General features: G+C 74.6%; 24 protein-coding genes. 12 read left to right on the forward strand and 12 right to left on the reverse strand.

Annotated features, from left to right (window positions below):
- Positions 1 to 158 precede the first annotated feature (158 nt).
- From Sm713_RS39365 to Sm713_RS39385, 5 genes are all read right to left on the reverse strand, one after another.
- Positions 159 to 689 (reverse strand): hypothetical protein, encoded by a 531-nt coding sequence (locus Sm713_RS39365; RefSeq protein WP_212914708.1) that lies wholly within the window; start codon positions 687 to 689, stop codon positions 159 to 161.
- A 330-nt stretch (positions 690 to 1,019) separates the two neighbouring features.
- Positions 1,020 to 1,247, reverse strand: coding sequence for a hypothetical protein (locus Sm713_RS39370; protein ID WP_212914709.1), 228 nt, complete (start codon positions 1,245 to 1,247; stop codon positions 1,020 to 1,022).
- 269 nt (positions 1,248 to 1,516) lie between these two features.
- On the reverse strand, positions 1,517 to 1,897 hold the full coding sequence (locus Sm713_RS39375; protein ID WP_212914710.1) for a DUF3618 domain-containing protein: 381 nt from the start codon (positions 1,895 to 1,897) through the stop codon (positions 1,517 to 1,519).
- On the reverse strand, positions 1,894 to 2,310 hold the full coding sequence (locus tag Sm713_RS39380; RefSeq protein ID WP_212914711.1) for a phage holin family protein: 417 nt from the start codon (positions 2,308 to 2,310) through the stop codon (positions 1,894 to 1,896). The genes Sm713_RS39375 and Sm713_RS39380 overlap by 4 nt, the downstream gene beginning before the upstream one ends.
- Before the next feature lie 93 nt (positions 2,311 to 2,403).
- Positions 2,404 to 3,582, reverse strand: coding sequence for a YihY/virulence factor BrkB family protein (locus Sm713_RS39385; protein ID WP_212914712.1), 1,179 nt, complete (start codon positions 3,580 to 3,582; stop codon positions 2,404 to 2,406).
- A 104-nt stretch (positions 3,583 to 3,686) separates the two neighbouring features.
- Between Sm713_RS39385 and Sm713_RS39390 the strand changes: the two genes are divergently transcribed.
- Complete coding sequence (locus Sm713_RS39390; protein WP_212914713.1) at positions 3,687 to 4,166, forward strand: MSMEG_6728 family protein; 480 nt, start codon at positions 3,687 to 3,689, stop codon at positions 4,164 to 4,166.
- On the opposite strand, the gene Sm713_RS39395 is transcribed toward Sm713_RS39390, so the two are convergent.
- Complete coding sequence (locus Sm713_RS39395; protein ID WP_212914714.1) at positions 4,121 to 5,254, reverse strand: galactosyldiacylglycerol synthase; 1,134 nt, start codon at positions 5,252 to 5,254, stop codon at positions 4,121 to 4,123. The genes Sm713_RS39390 and Sm713_RS39395 overlap by 46 nt on opposite strands.
- Before the next feature lie 485 nt (positions 5,255 to 5,739).
- On the opposite strand from Sm713_RS39395, the gene Sm713_RS39400 reads away from it, so the two are divergent.
- The 3 genes from Sm713_RS39400 to Sm713_RS39410 all read left to right on the forward strand — a co-directional run bounded on the left by Sm713_RS39400 (position 5,740) and on the right by Sm713_RS39410 (position 8,433).
- Positions 5,740 to 6,543, forward strand: a complete 804-nt coding sequence (locus Sm713_RS39400) for an SDR family NAD(P)-dependent oxidoreductase (protein ID WP_374196148.1) — start codon at positions 5,740 to 5,742, stop codon at positions 6,541 to 6,543.
- 4 nt (positions 6,544 to 6,547) lie between these two features.
- Entirely contained in the window at positions 6,548 to 7,570 is a 1,023-nt protein-coding gene (locus Sm713_RS39405) for a DMT family transporter (protein WP_212914716.1), read from the forward strand.
- A 128-nt stretch (positions 7,571 to 7,698) separates the two neighbouring features.
- Positions 7,699 to 8,433, forward strand: a complete 735-nt coding sequence (locus Sm713_RS39410) for a polysaccharide deacetylase family protein (protein ID WP_212914717.1) — start codon at positions 7,699 to 7,701, stop codon at positions 8,431 to 8,433.
- Between the two features lie 276 nt (positions 8,434 to 8,709).
- On the opposite strand, the gene hypE is transcribed toward Sm713_RS39410, so the two are convergent.
- From hypE to Sm713_RS39440, 6 genes are all read right to left on the reverse strand, one after another.
- Positions 8,710 to 9,771, reverse strand: coding sequence for a hydrogenase expression/formation protein HypE (gene hypE / locus Sm713_RS39415; RefSeq protein WP_374196121.1), 1,062 nt, complete (start codon positions 9,769 to 9,771; stop codon positions 8,710 to 8,712).
- On the reverse strand, positions 9,764 to 10,918 hold the full coding sequence (gene hypD / locus Sm713_RS39420) for a hydrogenase formation protein HypD (RefSeq protein ID WP_212914718.1): 1,155 nt from the start codon (positions 10,916 to 10,918) through the stop codon (positions 9,764 to 9,766). The genes hypE and hypD overlap by 8 nt, the downstream gene beginning before the upstream one ends.
- The gene (locus tag Sm713_RS39425; RefSeq protein WP_212914719.1) at positions 10,915 to 11,307 is read right to left on the reverse strand and encodes a HypC/HybG/HupF family hydrogenase formation chaperone; all 393 of its coding nucleotides are present in this window, start codon (positions 11,305 to 11,307) and stop codon (positions 10,915 to 10,917) included. The genes hypD and Sm713_RS39425 overlap by 4 nt, the downstream gene beginning before the upstream one ends.
- On the reverse strand, positions 11,270 to 13,690 hold the full coding sequence (gene hypF, locus Sm713_RS39430; protein WP_212915144.1) for a carbamoyltransferase HypF: 2,421 nt from the start codon (positions 13,688 to 13,690) through the stop codon (positions 11,270 to 11,272). Before hypF ends, Sm713_RS39425 begins: the two co-directional genes overlap by 38 nt.
- 281 nt (positions 13,691 to 13,971) lie before the next feature.
- Positions 13,972 to 14,877: a hydrogenase nickel incorporation protein HypB gene (hypB, locus tag Sm713_RS39435; protein WP_212914720.1), complete on the reverse strand. Its 906-nt coding sequence runs from the start codon at positions 14,875 to 14,877 to the stop codon at positions 13,972 to 13,974.
- On the reverse strand, positions 14,877 to 15,233 hold the full coding sequence (locus tag Sm713_RS39440; protein WP_212914721.1) for a hydrogenase maturation nickel metallochaperone HypA: 357 nt from the start codon (positions 15,231 to 15,233) through the stop codon (positions 14,877 to 14,879). The genes hypB and Sm713_RS39440 overlap by 1 nt, the downstream gene beginning before the upstream one ends.
- 524 nt (positions 15,234 to 15,757) lie before the next feature.
- Here Sm713_RS39440 and Sm713_RS39445 point away from each other — a divergent pair.
- From Sm713_RS39445 to Sm713_RS39480, 8 genes are all read left to right on the forward strand, one after another.
- Entirely contained in the window at positions 15,758 to 17,479 is a 1,722-nt protein-coding gene (locus Sm713_RS39445; protein ID WP_212914722.1) for a hydrogenase maturation protein, read from the forward strand.
- An 86-nt stretch (positions 17,480 to 17,565) separates the two neighbouring features.
- On the forward strand, positions 17,566 to 18,639 hold the full coding sequence (locus Sm713_RS39450; RefSeq protein WP_212914723.1) for a hydrogenase expression protein HypE: 1,074 nt from the start codon (positions 17,566 to 17,568) through the stop codon (positions 18,637 to 18,639).
- A gap of 169 nt (positions 18,640 to 18,808) precedes the next feature.
- Positions 18,809 to 20,557, forward strand: coding sequence for a nickel-dependent hydrogenase large subunit (locus Sm713_RS39455; protein WP_212915145.1), 1,749 nt, complete (start codon positions 18,809 to 18,811; stop codon positions 20,555 to 20,557).
- Between the two features lie 13 nt (positions 20,558 to 20,570).
- A complete protein-coding gene (locus Sm713_RS39460; RefSeq protein ID WP_212914724.1) occupies positions 20,571 to 21,119 on the forward strand; it encodes a NifU family protein in 549 nt (182 codons plus the stop codon).
- A complete protein-coding gene (locus Sm713_RS39465) occupies positions 21,116 to 21,958 on the forward strand; it encodes a DUF5947 family protein (protein ID WP_212914725.1) in 843 nt (280 codons plus the stop codon). Before Sm713_RS39460 ends, Sm713_RS39465 begins: the two co-directional genes overlap by 4 nt.
- Positions 21,951 to 22,157 (forward strand): hypothetical protein, encoded by a 207-nt coding sequence (locus Sm713_RS39470; protein WP_212914726.1) that lies wholly within the window; start codon positions 21,951 to 21,953, stop codon positions 22,155 to 22,157. The genes Sm713_RS39465 and Sm713_RS39470 overlap by 8 nt, the downstream gene beginning before the upstream one ends.
- Positions 22,154 to 22,921: a DUF6084 family protein gene (locus Sm713_RS39475; RefSeq protein ID WP_212914727.1), complete on the forward strand. Its 768-nt coding sequence runs from the start codon at positions 22,154 to 22,156 to the stop codon at positions 22,919 to 22,921. The genes Sm713_RS39470 and Sm713_RS39475 overlap by 4 nt, the downstream gene beginning before the upstream one ends.
- Entirely contained in the window at positions 22,909 to 23,970 is a 1,062-nt protein-coding gene (locus Sm713_RS39480) for a hypothetical protein (RefSeq protein ID WP_212914728.1), read from the forward strand. The genes Sm713_RS39475 and Sm713_RS39480 overlap by 13 nt, the downstream gene beginning before the upstream one ends.
- Positions 23,971 to 23,989: the final 19 nt, after the last annotated feature.

Consider the following 23,989-nt stretch of genomic DNA (forward strand, 5'->3'; position numbering starts at 1 on the left):
TCCAACTGGATGGTTGTGACGGTAGTGCAGGCGTGGCGAGATTGTCAACCAGGCGGTTGGTTTATTGTCGCGTGGTCATGGAGCCCACGGCGGCGAGCTGCTGACCATCCTCTCGAGGGCGCCGGGCAGGGCGGTCATGTTGGGGGCCCGGGCGCCCCTTAGCCGACCTCGCCTTCCAGCACATCGGCCCCCCATGCGGCCAGCCGGTCCGCGAGGGGGCCGCTGCCGCTCAGGACGTGCCGTGAGAACGCCTCACGCTCGTGCGCGAGCAGGGCCGCCTCCCAGACGCAGGGGGCGAGTCCGGTGCGCCCCGGCCGCAGCCGTTCGGGCTCGCCGGCCGGGCCGGTGAAGACGGCGAGGTCGGACATGTGGCCCTCGATCCAGTCGTGGACGAGGACGTAGTCGCCGTCGCCGCCGGCGTGCACGATCAGCACGGCCAGGCCCAGCGAGCCGCGCAGCGGGCCCAGTTCCAGGTGGGCGGCGGCGATCCTCAGCGCGCCGGCGACCTCGGCCTCGCCGACCTCGCGGCCGGGGGCCTGGAGCCCGTAGACCTTCACCAGGTGACCGCCGGCCGTACGGGTCCCGAAGGCGCGCGCGGCACGGGTGTGGTGGGCGCCGGCCAGGGCGAGCAGCGCATCGGCGTCGACGGCCGCGGGCAGCGGCGCGGTCCGGTGTGTCGGGATGCTCATCCGGACATCATGCAGGACTCCCGTCCGAGGCGGCCCGGTCCGGGTGCGGCGAGGGCCGCGGCATCAAGGGCCCCGGCATCAAGAGCCACGGCGACGTAGCCCGGCGGTGTCGGCGGCCGTGCTGTGCCGTGTCAGCGCGGGCCTGGTGGCTTGTCAGGGATGCCCCGGCAGTGGCTCGTGCCGAGTGTGGGCGGGTGGCCCGAGTTCAGTGCGTCGGACGGCGGCGCCTCGTCAAGGGGCCGTGTCCGGGGAATCGCGGTCCTGCCGCCACCGGCTCCGCTCGCCGGCGAATCAGCCGGCGGGAGCGCCGTGGCGGCAGGCGGGCGGCGGTCAGTCCTCGCCGCGCACGATGTGCGAGTCGGGCTCCGCCTCTGCCGGCTCCTGGTAGCCGCCCCGGCCGCGCAGGGCCGGTATGCAGGTGCGGATGCTTCCGCCGGTTCCCGTGGAACGGGACGGGCGGGCCGCCGGGGTCGCCCGCCGGGTGACGTGCGCCGCGGCGGACCGGGAAGTGGGTCGGGATTGTGAGGGCTTCTCCTTGCGAGGTGTGTCCATGGTCATCCATCGTCCTTCGTCCGTGGCAACTGAAGAACAGCGCAGCCCCCGAGTGCCCTTGAGGAGGGGTCTCTAACGGTCCGGGCCCGATCCCGCCCGCACCCCGGCCGTACCAGGGGCGCCGGCGGCCGAGAGGGACGGCACCGTCCCGGCACGGCGCGTGCCCGCCGGCGCGGAGCCGGCGGGCACGGGGCCGATGTGCGCCCGGTGATGCGCCGGGAACGGCGTGCCGGTGCGCCCGGCCGCGATCGCCTACCGGCCGCGGCCGGCGGGACTCAGCGGTGCCGTCGATGGCAGTAGCGGTTCCGGCCCACGGCGAAGACGGTGCCGGCGGCGGCCAGTACGGCGAGCGCGATGAGCACCCGCTTGTCCTTCATCAGGAGCGCCGGCCGGTGCCCCCCGCCGTGCGCACGGGACGTCCGGGCGCGCCGCCCCTTCATGTGCGACGCCGTGTCGTGCGCCCTGCCCCTGGCGTGCACGGCCCTGTCGTGCATCTGCTCTCGGACCAGGACCGCTCGCTGCTGGGCACGGGACTTGACGTCCGCCTTGGCGGCCAGCGCCTCCATGGTGTGGCCGAGTTCCTCCCTGAGCTCCTCGACCTGGGCGCGGAGTTCGGCGGGCGTGGCGGACGGTCCGGGATGCGAGTTGCGGTTCATCGGTGTACCGCCTCCTTCAGCTCGGCCACGTCGGTCTTGACGCTGTCGATGGTCTGCCGTGGCGCGGCGGGCGTGGCCCGGCTCATCTCCAGCTTGCCCGCGAGGCCCATGGCGCCCCCGATCAGCAGCAGCGCGCCGACGACGACCAGCGCCGCGGCCCACACCGGCAGAGCCACCGTCACCCCGGCGATCGCCGCGGCCACCAGTGCCTCCATCGCGAGGAACGCCATCAGCCCCGCCCCGCTGAACAGGCCTCCGCTGATCCCGAACCGCTTGCCCTTCTGCCGCATCTCCGCCTGGGCCAGGTGGAGCTCCTGGCGCACAAGCTGGGACATCTGCTCGGACGCACGGGAGACCAGCACGCCCACCGACTCGTCGGCGGTGCCCTGCCGGTCGTGGTAGACGGTGCTCACGCCCCTCACCTGCCTTTCCCTGCCGTTGTTCGGTTCCAGCACGGGGTACCCACAAGCCGGGCGTCGATGCCGTGGAGCCAATCCCGCGGTGTGTCACTCCGCCGCACGGTGCCGATCCCGCCGGCTCCACTTGCGGGTGTCCCGGGGCTCGGCATACCGTGCGCGCCGCGCCTTGCCCTTCCCGGTGAGCGTCCGCTCGCGGGCCAGCTCCGAGTCGAACTCCAGGCCCAGCAGCAGCGCCAGGTTGCCGATCCACACCCAGACCAGGAAGACGATCACCCCGGCGAGCGTGCCGTACGTCCTGTTGTACGAGCTGAAGTTCGCCACGTAGACCCCGAAGCCCGCCGAGGCGGCCATCCAGATGACCAGCGCCAGGCAACTGCCCGGCGCCACCCAGCGCAGCCCGCGCGCCTTCACGTTGGGGCTCGCCCAGTACAGCAGCGAGATCATCGCGGCCACCAGGACCACCAGCACCGGCCACTTGGCCACCGACCAGGCCGTCAGCGCGGTGTCGCCGACGCCCAGTGCCGAGCCGGCACGCTTCGCGATCCCGCCGGTGAACACCACGATCAGCGCGTTCACGCAGGCCAGCAGCACCAGCGCCACCGTCACCGAGAGCCGCACCAGCAGCACCCGCAGCAGCGGACGGCCCTCCGGTATGCCCCAGACCGCGTTGGCGGTGCGGATGAACGCCCCGACGTACCCCGACGCCGACCACAGCGCGCCCAGCAGGCCCACCACGGCGAGGGCGGAACCCAGTGAGGCGTCCGCCTGGAGGCGGTGCACCGCGTCGGTGATGGTCCGGCCGGCCGAGGCCGGTGCGAACCTCCTGAGCGTGGCCACGATGTGCTCCGTCGCCGCATGCCCGGCCAGGCCCAGCAGCGAGACGAGCACCAGCAGCGCGGGGAAGAGCGAGAGCACCGCGTAGTACGTCAGCGCCGCGGCGCGGTCGGTCAGCTCGTCCTGCCGGAACTCCCCGGCCGTCCTGCGCAGCACCGCCCACCACGAGCGCCTGCCGAACGCCCAGGGCCCGCCGGCGACGGTCGCCCCGGCAGCGGCCGGTGTCCCCTCCGCGGAGGCCTCCGGGCCCTCGCCGCCCGGGCGGTCGCGCGCGCCGCCCCCGGAACGGTCCCCGGGGGCGGCGGCTCCGTGCCGCTCGTCGGCACCACCGTCCTGCGCGCGGTCGTGCCGTCCTTCGCCGTCGTCCGCGCGGGCGCCCCGCCTGCGACGGCCCAGACGCGCCAAGCGTTCGAGATGCGTCAGCCCTGTCATGGGGATACGGGTTACCCGAAACCGCGGCGACCCGTCCTTCCTGCGCCACCGCACGCCCCCGCCGCGTCCCGCACGGCCCCGCTGACCGGGGGTAAAGCATCACCATGCAGACATTCCTGCCGTACCCCGACTTCGCCGAGACGGCAGCCGTGCTCGACGCCCGCCGGCTCGGCAAGCAGCGCGTGGAGGCCCTTCAGGTGCTGCGGGGCCTGACCGTGCCCGGACACGGCTGGCGGCGGCACCCCGCCGTGCGGATGTGGCACGGCTACGAGGAGGCCCTGGTCTGCTACGGCCTCGCCATCTGCGCGGCGTGGACCGCCGAGGGGCGCGCCGACACCTGCGCGGCGTCGATGCTCGCCTCCTTCGCCGCCCGTGCCCCCGGGCGCCGGGTGCGCGCGCAGCGGGAGCTCGCGACCGCCGGCGAGCTGCCGCCCTGGCTGGGCGATCCGGACTTCCACCGCAGCCACCGGTCCGCGCTGGTCCGCAAGGACCCGGGGCACTACGCGGGACTGTTCCCCGGCGTGCCCGACGACCTGCCCTACGTGTGGCCGGCGTCCGACCGCGACCCCGAGGCCGGCGCGTGAGGCGGCGAGCCCGCGGCCAGCTCCCTGAGCGGCCGCACCGCGTCGGGCCGCAGCAGCGCCCGGCCCGCCTCCAGGCGCCGTTCGCGGACCGCGCCGGGTGGGGTGAGCGTGTCCAGGGCGCGGATCATCGACCACGAGTCCCAGGCGTGGTCGCTGAGGCCGAGCCGCGCCATCGTCCGGACTCCCTCCACGCCGTGCCCGGGAATGGGCCGGTAGCCGATGACGGGCACGCCGGCGGCCAACGCCTCCAGGGACGTCTGCCCGGCCGCGTTGTCGATCAGCGCGCGCGAGGCGCCCAGCAGCCCCGGCATGTCGTCCACCCAGCCCAGGGGCAGCGCTCCCGGTTCCCGCGCCAGCTCGCGCCGCAACCGCTCGTTGTCCCCGCACAGCACCACCGGCAGATAGCCGGCCGCGGACACCAGCCACGCCGTCTGCGCGACCCTGGTGCCCACTCCCCAGGCGCCCGCCGACACCAGCACCGGGCCGCCTGGCGTGCCGGCGAGCCTCGCCGCCCAGTCGTCCGCGCTGGGCGCCGGCCCGAGGAACCGCTCGCCCACCAGCGGCCCCGACACCGCGGCGGGCCGCCCCAGCGACTCGCGCACCCGCTCCGCGATCTCGGGTGTGAGGCACAGGTGCAGGTCGTTGCCCGGGTGCAGCCACTGCCGGTGCGCGGCGAAGTCCGTGATGACCACCGCGCTCGGTACCCGCAGCGCGCCACGGGCCCGCAGCCGACCGGTGAGCTGCGCGGAGAGGTGGAACGTCGCCACCACCGCGTCCGGCCGCTCACGGGCCACCAGATCCAGCAACGCGCGCTCCGCGAGGGCGGCCAGCGGCGCGCTGCCCGGCCGTGGCCCGCGGCCGGTGCGGAAGAACGTCGCGTACACGCCCGCGTACACCGCCGGGAAGCGGCCGACGGCCGTCCGGTAGAAACCGCGCACTGATGCCCCGAGGCCCCCGGGGAGCAGGTCCAGCACGTCGGCACGTGCGGTGTGGTGGCCGGCCGCCCGCAGCCTGCGGGCCAGCTCCGCGGCGACCGCGTCATGTCCACGGCCCATGCTTGCGCTCAGGATGAGGAATCGTGCGGGCATCCGCCGTCCTCCGGTTCGTCGGTGGGGTGCCCGCCGGACACGGGCGGTTCCGTGCCGTGTGGCGCGCCCGGCCCCGTGGCCGGTCCTGCCCCGCGGCTCCGGGCCCGGTCGGTCCGGACGGCCACTGGGGTGCCCTCGCCCCGGGGTATCCGCGGTCGGGCGGGCTCAAACGGCGGGCCCGGTTCGAACGGTGGATGCGGCCTGCCCGGTGGACGGTGTTCCGGAGGCGGGCGAGCCTCGGACCGCCGAGACTGTTCGCAGGACGCATGCGGCTCCGACGAGGGGCGCGTTTCGAGCAGCCACGCCAAACGCGCCGGCCGCCGATGTCCCCGTATCGGGTTCCTCCGCTGCTGCGGACGGCCCCGGGAGAGGTTTACGGAGGGCCGGGCACGGCTACTCCAACACGACCCCGCACGTCGTGCCGCAGCGACTTTCGTGGTGCACCGGCGCGACCACGGCGGACGGAGGCAGATGTCATGGCCCGCATGGATACCGGCATCACTCACCGGCCCGTTCCGGAACTGGCCGACCGCGGCGGCACCGCGCACGGCGTGGCCCTCGTGACGGGCGCCTCGTCGGGCATCGGGGCGGCCGTGGCACGGCGGCTCGCGGCCGAAGGCGGCTGGCGGCTGGTGCTCAGCGGCCGGGACGCGGGCCGCCTTGAGCAGGTGGCGGCGGCGACCTCCGGCACGGTCCTGCGCGCCGACCTCACCGCCGAGGACGACACCGAGCACCTGGTGAGCGAGGCGGTGCGAGCCGCCGGCCGGATCGACCTGCTGGTCGCCGGCGCGGGCGTCGGCTGGGCGGGGCCCTTCCACGCCATGCCGCTGTCCGCGGCCGAACGGGTGCTCTCCGTGGACCTCGTCGCCGTCGTCCGCCTGGTCCGCCTGGTGCTGCCGCACATGCTGGCCGAGGGCGGCGGGCACATCGTGCTGATCGGCTCCGTCGCGGGTACGTTCGGGGTGCGCGGCGAAGCCGTCTACTCCGCGGCGAAAGCCGCCGTGGCGACCTTCGCCGAGGCGCTGCGCTACGAGCTCGACGGCACCGGCGTGCGTCTTACGCACATCCTGCCGGGCGTCGTCGACACCCCCTTCTTCGAGCGGCGCGGCACCCCCTACACGCGCACCAGGCCGCGTCCGATGGCACCGGAGAAGGTGGCCGAGGCCGTGTGCAGGGCGGTGCGGCAGGGCCGGTGGGAGGTGTACGTGCCCGCCTGGCTGCGGGTGCCGGCCTACGTGCGCGGTGTAGCCCCGGGCCTCTACCACCGGCTGGCCGCACGATTCGGGTGATGATGTGGACGCGCTCACGGGTGCCCTTGCGCTGCTAGCGGCCGTGGGCAACGGCGCCGCGTCCGTACTCCAGCGACGCGCCGCGGTGGAGCAGAAGGACGAGGACGCACACCACCCCTTCAGCGGCACGCGCGCGCGGCGACTGGTGCACGAGTTGCTGGCGCTGCTGCGGCGCAGGTACTGGCTTGCGGGTTTCGGGGCCATGGTGCTCGCCGCCGCGTTCCAGGCCGGCGCGCTGACCGTCGGCGAGCTCTCCGTGGTCCAGCCGCTGCTCGCCAGCGAGCTGCTGTTCACGCTGCTCCTCGGCAGCCTCGTCTTCCGGCACCGGCCGGGCGTCCTGACCTGGCTGTCGTTCCTGATGCTCGCCGTGGGCCTCGGGCTCTTCATGTTCGGGGCGTCACCGAGCGGCGGCGACGCGACCTCCGACGCGAGCCACTGGCTGCCGGTGGGCGCCGGCCTGGCCGTCGCGGTGGCCGGGCTCACCATCCTCGCCAACACGGTGCGCGGCACTCCCCGTGCCACCGTGCTCGGCGCCGTCACCGCCGTCGGGTTCGCCTGCACGGCCGCGCTGATCAAGGAGGTCACCGGGCGTATCCCGGACGGCGCCTCGGCCGTGTTCGCCAGCGGATACCTGTACGCCACCGGCGCGGTGGGCCTGCTCAGCTTCCTCGTCCTGCAGAGCACGCTGCGGGCCGGCACCCTGGCCGCCTCGCAGCCCGCGCTCACCCTGGGAGACGCCCTCGTGAGCGTCATCCTCGGCTGGGCGCTGTTCGGCGAACGGATCGCCCTCGGCGACCGCCCGCTGGCCGGCGTCCTGGGCGCCCTCCTGATCGCCGCCGGCACCACGGGCCTCGCACGCTCCCCGGCGGTCCACGGGGAGTGGGACACCGTACAGGGCGGCGCCCGGGCGATCTCCCGCGGCCCCCGGCGCGGGCTTCACGTGCGGCTGCGCGCCCGCCTGCGCCCGCAGCCCACCCGGCGCCGCCGCCCCCGGCGCGGCGGATGGTGGCGCAGGTGGCGGCGGTGACCGCGCGGCGGCCCGCCGCGGGACCCGGGTCCGCCGGGCGCCTCGGGCCGGCTTCCGGGCGGTGGCCGGGCGGGCAGGCGGGTCTTCGAGACACCGGACGGCCGGGGCGGCGAACCGGGCGACGGACCATGGGGCGGCCGGCTGCGCTCTCCGTGCTGCCCGCCGTGCCCGCGCTCGCCCTGGCAGCGCACATCGGCCCCGCGGCCACCTGGCTGCCGGCGGTGCGCCGGGCGGTGTCGCCCGCGCTCAGCGGACTCGGCGACCGCGACCATGTGGCCCTGACCTTCGACGACGGACCCGACCCGGACAGCACCCCGTACTTCCTGGACACCCTGGACCGGCTGTGCGTGCGCGCCACCTTCTTCATGCTCGGCGAGGCCGTACGGCAACACCCGGAGCTGACCCGCGAGATCGCCCGCCGGGGCCACGAGCTCGCCGTGCACGGCTGGTCGCACGGCCGCCCCTGGCTGCCCACCCCGGTCCGCGACGTCCGCGAGCTGTCGCGCGCCCAGCACGTCGTACGGCAGGTCGCGGAGACGGAACCGCGCTGGTACCGCCCGCCGTACGGCATCCTCACCGGCGGCCGCTGGTCCGCCGCGCACCACTGCGGCCTGCGGCCGGTACTCTGGTCGGCCTGGGGCCGGGACTGGAAGGCGGACGCCACCGCCCAGTCCGTCCTGACCACCGTACGGCGCGACCTGCGAGGCGGCGGCACGATCCTCCTCCACGACACGGACCGCACCGCGGCCCCCGGCACCTGGCGGGTCACCCTGGCGATGCTGCCGGAACTGATCGACCACTGCCGCACCGAGGCCCTGCGCGTGGGGCCACTCGCGGAACACGGCATCCCCACGGTGCGCTGAGCGACCGGTGCGGGGCGGCGCGGCAGCGCCCTGACGGGGGGCGCGGTGGCGCTCGATAGGGGCGCGGGGAGCTGCGCGACGAGCCACGACCAACGCGTCAGTCCGCCGCCGACCGGAGGGGGCGGTAGCGCTTGATAGGGGGCGCGGGGAACTGCGCGACGAGCCACGACCAACGCGTCAGTCCGCCGCCGGCCGGAAGGGGCTGGTCCGGTCGTGTCCGGACCGCCGGCCGACGGATGGTTGCGGTGTCGGGTCTTCGCGCCCCGAACGGGGCGCTCAGCAGATCCGCGGCAACTGCTCACCCACCGGCAGATCCACCACCCGCGTGCCGCCGAACCGGGACCGGGCCAGCACGCCGCCCGGGTGCTCCGCCACACACGTGCCGATGACCGTCGCGCCCGCCCCGCACGGGTGGGCGCGCATCGCGGTCAGCACGGCGTCCGCGTCGTCGGCCGGCACGCAGGCGACCAGGCGCCCCTCGTTCGCCACGTACAGCGGATCGAGCCCCAGGAACCCGCAGGCGCCGGCCACCGCTTCCGGCACGGGGACCCGGTGCTCGTCGATGAGGATGCCGGTGCCGGAGGCGGTGGCGATCTCGTTGAGGGTGGTGGCGAGCCCGCCGCGGGTCGGGTCGCGCAGTGCGTGCAGGTCGGTCGCGACCTCCAGCATGCTGCTGACCAGTCCGCCGAGCGGAGCCGTGTCGCTGGTGACGTCGGCGCCGAACTCCAGGCCCTCGCGGACGCTCAGGATGGCGATGCCGTGCATCCCGACGGGCCCGCTGACCAGGACGACATCGCCGGGAACCGCGCGCTGCGGGCGGATGTCGACGCCCCGCGGGATCAGCCCGATGCCGGAGGTGGTGACGTAGACGCCGTCACCGTGCCCGGAGTCCACCACCTTCGTGTCGCCGGTGACGACGGTGACGCCCGCCGCCCGCGCCGCGGCGCCGATGGCGTCCGCGATCCGCCCCACCACCGCCAGCTCCGTGCCCTCCTCCAGGATGAACGCGCACGACAGGAAGGCCGCACGCGCTCCGGACATCGCCAGGTCGTTGACGGTCCCGTTCACCGCGAGGTCGCCGATGCAGCCGCCCGGGAAGAACAGCGGCCGTACGACGTACGAGTCGGTGGACATCGCGATCCGGGCGCCGCCCAGTTCCACGGCCGCCGAGTCGGTGAGGTCCGCGAGCACGTCGTTGCCGTAGGCCGGCGCGAACAGGTGCTCCATCAACTCAGCGGACAGGGCGCCGCCCCCGCCGTGGCCCATCACGACGACGCCCTGGTCGCGCAGCGGCGCCGGGCACGTCCAGGCGCTCGGGTCGAGCACGGTGTCAGCCAACGGGGGTCGCCTCCTCGGTGCCGGCCGCGGCCTGCGCGGCGCGTGCGGTGGTGCCGGCCGGCTGAAGCCGCCGGTAGTGGTAGTACGCGGCACAGGCGCCCTCGCTGGAGACCATGGTGGCGCCGAGCGGGGTGCGCGGGGTGCACAGGGTGCCGAACGCTTCGCACTCGTGGGGCTTGAGCAGCCCCTGGAGGACGTCGCCGCTGCGGCACACCTCGGGCTCCTCGGTCGTGATCCCGCCGACCTGGAAGCGGTGCTCCGCGTCGAACGACCGCCAGGCCGGCGCCAGGCTCCAGCCGCTGTCCGGGATCCTGCCGATGCCCCGCCAGGCCCGGTCGGCCGGCACGAACACCTCCGCCAGCATGGCGAGCGCCGCCGGGTTGCCCTCGTCGCGCACCGCACGCGGATAGGCGTTCTCCACCCGGTGCTCGCCCCGCTCCAGCTGGTGGACGGCGCGCCGGATGCCCTCCAGGATGTCCAGCGGCTCGAAGCCGGTGACGACGATCGGCACCCGGTACCGCTGCGCCAGCGGCGGATACTCGGTCAGACCCATCACGCTGCACACGTGACCCGCCGCGAGGAAGCCCTGCACCCGGCACTCGGGCGAGCGCATGATCGCCTCCATCGCGGGAGGCACGCGCACGTGCGAGACGAGCATGCTGAAGTTGCGCAGCCCGAGCCGCCGGGCCTGGTGCACCGCCATCACGTTGGCGGGTGCGGTGGTCTCGAACCCGATGCCGAAGAACACCACCTCGCGGTCCGGGGTGCGCCGGGCGATCTCCACCGCGTCCAGCGGCGAGTACACCACCCGCACGTCCCCGCCCGCGCTCTTGACCCGGAACAGGTCCCGGTCCGTGCCGGGCACGCGCAGCATGTCGCCGAAGGAGCAGAAGACGACCTCCGGCCGGGACGCGATCGCCAGCGCCTTGTCGATCATCTCCAGCGGTGTCACGCACACCGGGCACCCCGGGCCGTGGATCAGCTCCAGGCCGTCCGGCAGGAGCTGGTCGATGCCGTGGCGGATGATCGAGTGGGTCTGGCCGCCGCACACCTCCATCAGCGCCCACGGCCGGGTGACGGTGGCCCGGATGTCGTCCAGCAGCCCCGCCGCGAGTCCGGGGTCGTGGAACTCCTCGATGTACTTCATCGTGCGTCCTCCCGTTCCGGTACGAGGCCGGGCCGGCCGGCCGCGGACGGTGCGGCGGGGGCAGGCGCGGGTACATCCGGCGAGCCCGCCGGATCCACCGCCGTGGGAGCAGGCGCCCCCGCCTCGTCCGCGGCGCGCTGCCAGGCGTCGCCGAACTCCTCCTCCAGCGCACCGATGCGGCTGAAGAGTTCGAGGGTCGCGAGCGCCGACTCCTCGTCCAGGCGCTGGAGGGCGAAGCCGACATGGACGATGGCGTAGTCGCCGACCTTGATGTCAGGCAGGTAGGCCAGGCACACGTCCTTGACCACACCGCCGAAGTCGACCTTCGCCATGGGTGTGCCGTCCCGTTCCTCAGTGGCCACCACTTTGCCGGGCACTGCCAGGCACATGGGCATCTCCTCCTCGGGGTGTGGCGTGCTGTGTGGGGTGGTGAACGACCGCGGTGGCGCCGGGCGTGCGGTGCCGCCGTGCCGCGACCAGGAGTTGTCCGAGCGCCAGGCCGCCGTCCCCGCAGGGCACGGTCCGGTGCCGCAGCACGGTGAACCGTTCGGCCCGCAGCCGGCGGGTGCACGCCTCCTCCAGCAGGGCGTTGGCGAACACCCCGCCGGTCAGCGCGACGGTGGCGACGTCGGTGGCCTGCCGGGCGGCCCGGCAGGCCGCGGCCACCGCGTCGGCGACGGCGTGGTGGAAGCGCCCGGCGAGGACGCCCGCCGGGATGCCGGCGCACAGGCCGTCGGCGAGCCCGCGCAGCACGGGCGCCGGGTCCAGCAGCCCGTCCTCGGTGTGCCCGAACGCGGGGCCACGGCCGCACCGGTCCATCTCGGGGACGGCGCACGCCTCCAGTTCGACGGCCGCCTGCGCCTCGTGGCCCGCGCGGTGGCAGATCCCGAGCAGCGACGAGACGGCGTCGAACAGCCGGCCCATGCTGGAGGTCGGCACGCAGGCGATGCCGCGCTCCAGCTGGCGCCGCAGCACCTGCCGCTCGCCGACCGGGCAGGCCGCCACGCACGGCAGACCCGGGGACCAGTCGACGCCGGCCGCGCGCAGGTGCGACAGGGCCATCCGGTACGGGCGGCGCACCGCGGCGTCCCCGCCGGGCAGCGGGACGTAGGCCAGCCGGGTCAGCCGCCGGTAGCCGGCGTAGTCGGCGAGCATGATCTCCCCGCCCCACACCGCGCCGTCGTCTCCGTATCCCGTCCCGTCGAACGCCACGCCGATGACGGGCGAGTCCCCGTCGAGGCCCGCGTCGGCCATCGCCGAGGCGATGTGCGCGTGGTGGTGCTGCACCGGGTACAGGGGGCGGCCGCGGGCGGTGCGGCGCGCCCAGCGGCCCGAGTGGTAGGCGGGGTGGCGGTCGACGGCCAGCAGCTCGGGGCGGACGCCGGTGAGGGTGGCGAGGTGGCCGAGGGCCTGCTCCAGCGTCCGGACCGCGGCCGGGTCCGCCAGGTCGCCGATGTGCTGGGAGAGCCACGCCGAACGGCCCTCGGCCAGGCAGAACGCGTTCTTCAGGTCCCCGCCGACCGCCAGCGACGGCGGCACGTCGAACGGCAGCGGCACCGGCTCGGGCACGAACCCCCGCGACCGGCGCACCGGCAGGACCGTGCCGTCGGCCCGCACCCGCAGCACCGAGTCGTCGCACGGGGTCCTGATGCCGCGGTCGTGCCGGAGCCAGGCGTCGGCGATGCCGGCCAGCCGGGTCAGTGCCTCCACGTCGTCCGTGACGATCGGCTCCCCGGAGCGGTTGGCGCTGGTCATCACGAGCACGCGGGGCCCGGGCGGGTCGCCGGGCAGGCCGAAGAGCAGGTGGTGCAGCGGCGCGTAGGGGAGCATCACGCCGATGTCCGGGCTGCCGGGACAGACGCTCGCGGCGAGGACCGGACGGCCGGTCCCGCCTGCGGACGCATCGGCGCCCGGCTCCGGAGCCCGGCGCAGCAGCACCACGGGCCGCCGTCTGCTCGTCAGCTCCCGTGCCTCGGCCTCGCCGACGGGGGCGAGCGCGCGGGCCGCGGCCAGGTCGGCGGCCATCACGGCGAACGGCTTGCCGCCGCGTTCCTTGCGCGACCGCAACCTGGCCACCGCCGCCTCGTCGACCGCGCTGCACACCAGGTGGTAGCCGCCGATGCCCTTCACCGCCAGCACCGCTCCCCGCGCGAGCAACTCCCTGGCACGCGCCAGCGCCGCATCGCCTTCCAGGCGTCCGCCGCCGTCCGCGGTGCTCAGGTTCAGCCGCGGGCCGCAGTCGCGGCAGGACACCGGCTGGGCGTGGAAGCGGCGGTCGCCCGGGTCCGCGTACTCGGCGGCACACCTCTCGCAGAGCGGGAAGCACCCCATGGTGGTGGCCGGGCGGTCGTAAGGCAGTGCGGTGACGATGGTGAAGCGCGGGCCGCAGTGGGTGCACGTCACGAACGGGTGGCGGTACCTGCGGTCGGCGGGGTCGGCCAGTTCCGCCGCGCAGGCCTCGCACACGGCGGCGTCGGGCGGGACCATCGTCCGCCCCCTGCCCCGCATGGACGGCAGGATGGCGAAGTCGGGGGCGCCGCCGCGCGGCGGCAGCGCGTGACGGGTCACCGCGGTGACGGAGGCGAGCGGCGGCGCGTCCGACCGCACCCGTTCGCAGAACGCCCGGACCCGTTCGGGCGCGCCCTCCACCTCGGTCACCACGCCGCCGGCGTGGTTGGTGACATGGCCACCGAGTCCCAGGCTGCCCGCCAGGCCGTGTACGAAGGGCCTGAAGCCCACCCCCTGCACCACCCCGCTGATGGTGAGCCGCATCCGGATCCGCCCATCGGTGTCCGGCGGCTCGGCGCTGGAGCCGTGCCCCGGCGCACCGGCCGCCTCCGGCCGTGGGGCGGCTGTGGACTCCGAGGCGGCTGTGGACTCCGGGGCGGCCGTGGGTTCCGGGTCGGCCCTGGGCTCCGGGGCGACGGTGGGATCCGTGCCGGTACCGGGCTCGTCGGTGTCCGCCAGATCGCGGGCGTCCGCCGGCTCGGGAGCGTCCGCCGGCTCGGGGTCGGCTTCCGGCTCCCGGGCGGACACCGGCGAGGGCCCCACGGCTACCGGACCTCCGCGGTCTCGGCCCGCCGCGGGCCGGCCGGCGCGCCCGTGGTGCCGGGACCCTGCTCGCGGTGCCCGTGCTCCGGCCCGTCGACATACTCGTGCCCGTGGTCTCCGTGCCCGTGGTCCAGGTGGCCGTCCTGGCGGCCCACGCCCCCGTCCTCGCGCCCGTCCCCGTGCTGCCCGTGCCCGTGCTCGTGCCCGAACTCGCTCAGGTGCCGCTCCGCGAGCAGCGGCTGATGGGGCGTCGCGCCCCGGCACACCGCCATCACCCGGTCCGCGAGCGCTGCGATCCCCTCGCCGCGGCGGGCCGACGTCCTGACGATCTCCACCCCGGGGTTGACGGCCGCGACGTTGCGCTCGAACGCGGCGGTGTCGAACTCGGCCGCGGCCAGCAGGTCCGTCTTGGCGAGCACCACCAGGTGGGCGAGGCCGAAGGCGGACGGGTACTTGAGGGGCTTGTCCTCGCCCTCCGTGACCGACATCAGTGCCACCCGCAGGTTCTCACCGAGGTCGTAGGCGGCCGGGCAGACGAGGTTGCCGACGTTCTCCACGAACAGCACCTGAGTGCCGGCCGGGAGCCAGCCGTCGAGATGTGCCCGCAACTGCGCGCACTCCAGGTGGCACAGCCCGCCGGTCAGCACCTGCTTGACCGGGGCCCCGGCACGGGCGAGGCGCTTGGCGTCGTTCTCCGTGGCGAGGTCGGCGGTGAGCGCGGCGACCGTCGCACCGCGCTCGGTGCAGCGCCGCAGCAGGCACTCCAGCAGCGCGGTCTTGCCGCTGCCGGGGCTCGACATCAGGTTGACCAGGACCGTTCCGCGGGCGGCGAGATCGGCGCGCAGGGCGGCGGCCAGGGTGTCGTTCTCGGCGAGTACCGCCTGCCGGACATCGACGACTCGGCACATCAGGGGGCTCCTTGCTCCAGTTCGACGGCGGTGATCTCCAGCTCCCGGCCGCTCACCACGCCCGAGGCGGGCAGCTCGCACCGTGGGCACCACAGGAACGGGGGAGTGCCCACCGCGAACGTGGTGTCGCACGGCTCGCAGCGCGCCCGCGCCCGGACGTCCTCGACGTGCAGCACCGCAGCGGCGGCCGCCGTGCCCGCAGCCGCCAGGCCGAACGAGAACCGCAGCGCGTCCGGGACCACGCCCGCCAGCTCGCCGACCCTGATCCGCACCGCCGTCACGGCCCGGTCGCCGTGCCGCCGCGCCACCTCCTCGGCCCGATCGACGAGGGCCGTGGCGATCGACAACTCGTGCATGGTGCTCGTCGCTCCCGCCGGGATGGAGAGAATGCAGCATCTTGAGGTGTGTGGTACGGCCCGCCGGCGTCGCCGTACGGCCTCACCGGCGCCGCCGTGCGGGCCCGCCGGAGGTCGCACGGGACCGCCCGACACCGCGAGACCCGCCGGCCGGCGCAGGCGGGGCGGCGACGTGTCACTCCACGGCGCCCGTCCCTCTCCGCGGCGCCGCGTCCGCTCACTCTAGGAACGGCGAGCGCACCGCAGTGGCGTGCACGCCACGGTGCGCGCGTGTGTTCCCCCGTCCGGCGCAACTGGCCTCCCGTATCGGCCGGGCCGCACCGGAAGTCGGCTCATCACACGGCACGATCCCTGTGTCGCGCCCGCACCGCCGCGGGCCGGCCCGGTGTCCGCGGCCCTCCGTGCGCCGCGGTGGTACCGGTGCCACCCGGCGCCGCCCCGCCCGCCGGGCGACCGGGGGCCGCCCAGGCGGGCGCCCCGGTACACACCGAACCCGACGCGGCACACGTCACCAGGAGGTCGTGGTGCGGATCCTGCTCATCGCAAGCGCGTTCAACAGCCTGACCCAGCGGGTCCACGCCGAGCTGCGCGACCGGGGACACACCGTCTCCCACGCCGTGGTGCACGACGCCGGCGCCATCCGGGTCGCGGCCGACCGGTACGACCCGAAACTGATCATCGCCCCGATGCTGCGGATCGCCGTTCCCGAGGACGTCTGGTCCCGCCGCACCTGCCTGATCGTGCACCCGGGGCCACCCGGCGACCGGGGACCCTCCTCGCTCGACTGGGCGATCCAGGAGGGGCAGGCCGCGTGGGGCGTCACGGTGCTCCAGGCGAACGGCGACTTCGACGCCGGAGACATCTGGGCATCCGCCTCCTTCCCGATGCCGGCGGCGGCCAAGAGCGACATCTACCGCGGGGAGGTGGCCGACGCGGCGCTGGAGGCGGTGATGCTCGCCGTGGGCCGGTTCTCCTCCGGCTCCTACCGGCCGCGCCCGCAGCAGGACCTTCAGGTGCGCACCCGTTCCGCCCTCGGCCAGTCCAGGCGCCGCATCGACTGGAAGGAGGACAGCACCGCCTCGGTGCTGCGCGCCCTGCGTGCCGCCGACTCGCGGCCGGGCGTCCTCACCGAGCTGCTGGGCGAGGAGTGGTACCTGCACGGCGGCCACCCGGAGGACCAGCTGCGCGGCCGGCCCGGCACCCTGCTGGCCACCCGCGCGCAGGCGATCTGCCGGGCCACGGCGGACGGTGCGGTGTGGATCCCGCAGCTCAGGCCCCGCCGCGTGCCCGGCGGCCCCGCCACCTTCCGGCTGCCCGCCACCCTGGCGCTGGACGACAGGCTGCCGCCGCTGCCGGAGGTGCCGGCGCCGCTGGAGATGCCCCCGAGCCGCCGCACCTTCAGCGAGATCCGCTACCACGAGGACCGCGGCGTCGGCTTCGTCAGGTTCGCCTTCCCCGGCGGCGCCATGAGCACCGTGCAGTGCCGCAGGCTGCTCGCCGCCTACCGGTTCGCCTGCACCCGGCCCACCCGGGTGCTGGTGCTCGGCGGCGCCCGGGACTTCTTCTCCAACGGCATCCACCTCGGCGTCATCGAGGCCGCGGGCAATCCGGCGGACGCGTCGTGGGCCAACGTGCAGGCCATGAACGACGTGGTGGAGGCCGTGCTCACCACCACCGACCGGCTGGTCGTCGCCGCGCTGCCCGGCAACGCGGCCGCCGGCGGCGTGATGCTCGCCCTCGCCGCCGACGAGGTGTGGTGCAGGTCCGGCACGGTGCTCAACCCGCACTACAAGCTGATGGGCCTGCCCGGCTCCGAGTACTGGACCTACACCCTGCCGCGCCGCGTGGGCCCGGAGACCACCGAGAACCTCACCCGCGACACCCAGCCGGTCAGCGCCACCGCCGCGCGCCGTCTCGGCCTGGTGGACCAGGTCCTTCTCAGCACGCCGAGCGCGTTCGCGGCCCAGGTCGCCACCCGCGCCGCCGAACTGGCCGACGACCCCCGCACCCACCAGCGCATCACCGACAAGAAGAAGACCAGGGCGCGCGACGAGGCCATCAAACCGCTCGTGACGTACCGGAACGAGGAACTGGCCATGATGCGCCGCGTCATCTACGACCCCTCCGCCCCCTACCACGCCCTGCGCCGCGCGTTCGTCCGCAAGGAGGCCCCGCCGGGGCCCCGGCGGGGCCGTGCCGCCGTTGCGCCATCCGGGGGGCACGAGCAGCCGAGGTCCATCTTGTAGGGATATAGGTGGTATGTGAGATCTAGCGATGTGCAACGCATCGTGACCCGCCGGCCGGGACCCGGTGGCAGCGGAAGGGACGCCTCATGCAGACCGAAGAAGCCACGTCGACCGAACCCGCCACGCCGGCCCCCGGCCTGGACGAAGTGCACATCCTCTGGACCTCCGAGGGCATGAGCTGCGACGGCGACACCGTCTCCGTGACCGCCGCCACCCTGCCCAGCCTGGAGGACGTCCTGCTCGGCGCCGTCCCCGGCCTGCCCAAGGTCCACCTGCACAACAAGGTCCTCGCCTACGAGACGGGCGAGGACTTCCTCACCCCGTTCCGCCGGGCGGCCGAGGGCAATCTGGGCCCGTTCGTCCTCGTCGTCGAGGGCTCCATCCCGAACGAGGAGATCAACGGCGAGGGCTACTGGTCGGCGATGGGCAACGACCCCGAGACCGGCGAGCCCATGACCCTCAACCGGTGGATCGACATGCTCGCGCCCAAGGCGTGGGCGGTCGTCGCGATCGGGACCTGCGCCACCTACGGCGGCATCCACGCCATGGCGGGCAACCCCACCGGATGCATGGGCCTCGCGGACTACCTCGGCTGGGACTTCCGCTCCGCCGGCGACCTGCCGATCATCAACGTGCCCGGCTGCCCCGTCCAGCCGGACAACTTCACCGAGACCCTGCTGTGGGTGCTGCACCAGGCGGCCGGCCTCGCTCCCACCATCCCGCTCGACGACCAGCTCCGCCCGACCTGGCTGTTCGGCAAGACCGTCCACGAGGGCTGCGACCGCGCCGCGTACTACGAGCAGGGCGACTTCGCCAAGGACTACAACTCGCCCAAGTGCCAGGTGAAGGTGGGCTGCTGGGGCCCGGTGGTCAACTGCAACGTCACCAAGCGCGGCTGGATGGACGGCCTCGGCGGCTGCCCCAACGTCGGCGGCATCTGCATCGGCTGCACCATGCCCGGATTCCCCGACAAGTTCATGCCGTTCATGGACGAGCCGCCCGGCGGCACCGTGTCCTCCGGACTGATGGGCATCTACGGGCCCTTCATCCGCACCCTGCGCTCGGTCACCAACGCCACCGTGAACAAGGAACCCAGGTGGCGCCACCGGGAGCCCGTGCTCACCAGCGGATACCAGCCGCGCTGGACGGGACGCGACTGACCCTCGCCACCCGCCGGCCGTCTTCGCGGCACGCCTGCGCCCCCGCCCCGGGCGGCGCCCCTGAACCCCCGCCCCGCAGAACCGCAAGGCCATCCGCGAGAGGAACCACCAAGTGGCGACCGCCCAGAACACCCACGCGGCCAAGCAGCCCGACCTCGGCGACCGTGATCTGACCGACGTTGCGTTCGATCCCATCACCCGGATCATCGGCAACCTCGGCATCTACACCAAGATCGATTTCCCGGCCCGGGAGGTCGTGGAGTGCCGCAGCACCTCGTCCCTCTTCCGCGGCTACAGCGTCTTCATGAAGGGCAAGGACCCGCGCGACGCCCACTTCATCACCAGCCGCATCTGCGGCATCTGCGGTGACAACCACGCCACCTGCTCGCTGTACGCGCAGCAGATGGCCTACGGCGTCAAGCCCCCGCCGCTCGCCGAGTGGATCGTCAACCTCGGCGAGGCCGCAGAGTTCATGTTCGACCACACGATCTTCCAGGACAACCTGGTCTTCGTCGACTACTGCGAGCGGATGGTCAGGGAGACCAACCCCGGCGTCCTCGAACAGGCCGAGCGCACCGCGGCCCCGCGCGGCGACCAGCACGGGTTCAAGACCATCGCCGACATCCTGCGCTCCTTCAACCCCTTCGAGGGCCAGACCTACAAGGAGGCCCTCCAGCTGAGCCGGCTCACCCGGGAGATGTGCTGCCTGATGGAGGGCCGGCACGTGCACCCGTCCACGCTCTACCCGGGCGGCGTGGGCACGGTCGCCACCCCGCAGGTCTTCACGGACTACCTGGTGCGCCTGATGCGCGCGATGGACTTCATCAAGCGCGCCGTCGCCATGAACGACGACGTCTTCGACTTCTGGTACGAGGCGCTGCCCGGCTACGACCAGGTGGGCCGCCGCCGCACCATGCTGGCCTGCTGGGGCACGTTCCAGGACCCGGACGTGGTCGACTACGACTACCGGAACATGAACGACTGGGGCAAGGCGATGTTCGTCACCCCGGGCATCATCGTCGACAACGAGATCGTCACCAACGACCTCGTCGACATCAACCTGGGCATGCGCATCCTGCTCGGCAGCTCCTACTACGACGACTGGACGGCCGAGGAGACCTACGTCGACAAGGACCCGCTGGGCAACCCCGTCGACAAGCGCCACCCCTGGAACCAGACCACCGTCCCCAAGCCGCAGAAGCGCGACCTGGACGGCGGCAAGTACAGCTGGGTGATGAGCCCCCGCTGGTACGACCGGCGCAGCGGCGACCATCTCGCCCTCGACACCGGCGGCGGCCCCATCGCCCGCCTGTGGTCGACGGCGCTGTCCAACAAGGTCCGCACCCCCTACGTGCGCTCCACCGGGCACAGCGTCGAGATCGACCTGCCGAAGACGCCGTCCAGCCCCGAGGTGCGCCTTAAGTGGACCCCGCCGCCGTTCCCCAACACGCTGGAGCGCAACCGCGCCCGGATGTACTTCGTGGCCTACGCCGCCGGCATGGCCCTCTACTTCGTGGAGCGCGCCCTGGCCGAGGTGCGCGCCGGGCGCACCAAGGTCTTCGAGGACTTCAAGGTGCCCAAGGAGGCCATCGGCGTCGGCTTCCACGAGGCCGTGCGCGGCGTCCTCTCGCACCACCTCGTCATCCGCGACCGCAAGATCGCCAACTACCACCCGTACCCGCCCACCCCCTGGAACGCCAGCCCCCGCGACAGCTACGGGACCCCGGGACCCTACGAGGACGCCGTGCAGGGCATGACGATCTTCGAGGAGAACGGGCGGGAGAACTTCAAGGGCATCGACATCATGCGCACGGTCCGGAGCTTCGACCCCTGCCTGCCGTGCGGCGTGCACATGTACCTCGGCGGCGGGAAGACCGTCACCCAGAGCCACAGTCCCACGCTCGGCACCCTGGCCTGAGGGAGGGCACCCCATGTCCCTCGACGACGGCGAGCTGCGCACCCATGTGGCGCGCACCGAGGCCCTGCTCTCAGCTCTGCACGACCTGCCGGACCTCGCCACCCGCTCCCGGGCCCTGGACGCCGTGCACGCCCTGGTCACGCTCTACGGCGCCTGCCTGGAGCGCATGCTGCGGCACACCGGCGAGGACACCGCCCGCGCACTCGCCGCCGACGAACTCGTCGGCCACCTGCTCCTGGTGCACGAGCTGCACCCCGACCCGCCCGCCACCCGGATCCGCCGCGCGCTCGCCGACCTGCCGGGCCACCCCGGCGCCGAACTCGCCGAGCTGGACGGCACCACCGCCCGGGTGCGGGTGCGCGCCTCGGGGTGCGGTTCGGGCGGCTGCGGTTCCACGACCGACGGGACGCGGGAGCAGGTGGAGGCGGCGATCGCCTGGGCCGCCCCGGAGGTCGAGCGGGTGGAACTGTCCGAGGACACACCGGCGTCCCGCACCACCGAGACGCTGATCCCCGTGGAGGCACTGCTGCGCCCGGCGGCCCTGGGCGGCGGTGCGCGGTGACGCCACCCGCACGGCTCGCCGCTCCGGCCCTGCGCGACCTCGCCCGCCGGCCGCTCCCGGACCCGCCCCCGGCGCAGGAGCGCTGCGACGTGTGCGCCCAGGAGGTGCCGGCCGAGCACCGCCACCTTCTGGACCCGGCGGCCGACGCGATCCTGTGCGCGTGCCAGGCCTGCGCCCTGCTCTTCACGGTGGAGGACGCGTCGGCGCGCACGGAGGAGCACGTGCCGGCGGGGCGCGCCGTCGGCGAACCGGCGCCGGTGCCCGCCGCCGCTCCAACGGACCGTGCCGTCGACGGCACGACCGAGCGGGAGCCCGCCGGGAGCGGCGGTCGCACCAGCGGCCGGGTGGTGCACGGGCCGCGCTACCGGCTGATCCCCCGGCGCCGCCTGCGGCTCCCGGACACGGCCGTGGACGACCTCGGCTGGGCCGCCCTGCGCGTGCCCGTCTCCCTCGCCTTCTTCGTGCCCGCCGTGCCGCCCGGACAAGGGGCGACGGTCGGCCACCCGGGCCCGCTCGGCGTCACCCGGTCCGCCGTCGACCCGGAGACCTGGGCCCGCGTCACCGCCCGCCACCCGGTGTTGGCCACGCTCGCGCCGGGCACCGAGGCACTGCTCGTCGACCGCTCAAGGGACCGGCGCGAGCACTGGATCGTGCCCCTCGACGACTGCTACCGGCTGGTCGCCGTGCTGCGCACGCAGTGGAAGGGGTTCACCGGGGGAGCGGAGGCGCAGGAGCACGTGCGGCGCTTCCTGGCGGGCCTCGACCCGTCCGTACCGGACGACCGCGCCCCCGGCACGGTCCGAAGGGGACTCGAAGGAGAAGGGAAAGGCCATGACTGACATCAGGGTCGGAGAGCCGGACGTCGCCGTCGACGTCCCGGCGCACACCCCCGGCGTCCGGCAGGGCAACCACGCGGGGCTCTTCAAGCACCAGCCCGGCCACCGCCGGAACCGCTCCACCGCCCGCCGGTCCACCGGCATCAACGCGCGCTCCAGGAACCCCATCCTGCCCGGCATGCCCAACCTCTCGCCCGCATGACGGCACCGCAGCCCACCACGTCCGGCCCCGGGCCCGCCGAGCGCGGGCCCGGGGCCCCGGACGCGCGCGCCGCCGCGGCCGGGGCCCGCCCCGACATCCCGCACCTGGCGTTCGCGGTCACCGGTGTCCGGCCGCTCGAGCACGCCGCCGTGCCGACACTCGCGCTGCGGCTGGCCCTCACCCGCACCGGCGGCGGCCCGGTGCGCTCCGTGCTGCTCACCACCGCGATCCGCATCGACGCCGCCCGGGGCCCGCACGAGCACGCCGACCGGGCAGCCCTCGCCCCGCTCTTCGGGCAGCCCGAGCAGTGGGCCACGAGCATGCGCCCGCTGACGTGGGCCCAGCTCACCACCGTCGTCCCGGCGTTCGACGAGCGGACCCAGGTCGACCTGCCGGTGCCCTGCACCGGCGACACCGAGCAGGCCGTGCGCACCTACTTCCGTGCCGTGCACGACGCCGACGTACCGCTGGAGCTGCTGTTCACCGGCACGGTCTTCCACGCCGACGGGGCCGGCCGGCTGGCCACCGCCCGGATCCCCTGGGACACGGAAGCCACCTGCCGGCTGCCCGCCGCGCTCTGGCACGGCCTGACGGAGCGCTACTACGGCCCCGGGCGGTGGCTGCGGCTGGGCGGACGGACCGCCGAGCGGCTCGACGCCTACGGGGCGGCGCACGGCCTGCTGGACGCCGACCGGGGCGTGGCCGCCCTGCTCGACGCGGCCGCCGCATCCGCCGAGATCGAGGAGGCGGCATGGACACGCTAGCCGCGGTGGAGAAGATCGCCCGAACCTGCCTCTACGAGGGCTACCTGCTCTGGCCCTACCGCAGGTCCGCCCTGAAGAACGCCAAGCGCTGGACCTTCGGCGGCGTCTACCCGCGGGACGTGGCACGGGAGCTCGGCGAGCCGTCCCTGATGCGCACCGAAGTGCCGCTGGAGACCGGACCGGGAGCCTCCGTCCGCGTGCAGGTGAGGTTCCTGCACGTGGTGCACCGCCAGGTGTACCGGTGCGGCCCGGACCCGGCCGACGGGAGGGAGGCGGTGGACCGGCTGACCGTCGGCGACACCACCTACCTCACCTGGCAGGAGGCGACCGAGCGGACCTGGAAGCTCTCGCCCTGGCTGACCGGTCCCGGCCGGCGGCACACCATGACGGTCCCGGCCGGCTCCGAGGAGGAGCCCCTGTACGACGCCGGGGGCCGCCAGTCCGGGCTGCTGGTGCGGAGCTGGCGGCCCCTCACCGCCCGTATCGAGCTGTCCGCGGTACCGCTGTCCGAGCACACGAGCCGGATCTGCGTGACCGTCGAGAACACCACCGACTGCCCTCCGCCGCCCGGGGCCGAGCAGCGGGACGGCCGCGACCTGCTCGCCCCGTACGCGCTTCTCTCCACGCACACCGTGCTCACCGCCCGCGGCGCCGCCTTCGCCTCCCTGATCGACCCGCCCAAGACGCTGCGCGAGGCGGCGGCCGGCTGCCGCAACGAGGGCACCTGGCCGGTCCTCGTGGGCGAGGCGCCCGGCGCTCCGGGCCACGACCCGCACCGGGCCGCGACCGTGCTCTCCTCGCCGGTCACGCTCTACGACTTCCCCGGTGTCGCCCCGGAGAGCCCCGGCGACCTCTTCGACGGCGGGGAGATCGACCACCTGCTCATCCTCAACGTGCTCAGCCTCACCCCCGAGGAGCAGCGCGAGGCCCGCGCCACCGATCCGCGGGCCCGGGAGATCCTGGACCGCTGCGCGGGCCTGGCCCCCGACGATCTGATGGCGCTGCACGGCACGATCCGCGGCTTCGGCCCGGTGGGAGAAAGCGCATGACGGCCCGTCGAACGCACCG

It is taken from the genome of Streptomyces sp. TS71-3 (assembly GCF_018327685.1).
In the GTDB taxonomy this organism is placed as follows: Bacteria; Actinomycetota; Actinomycetes; order Streptomycetales; family Streptomycetaceae; genus Streptomyces.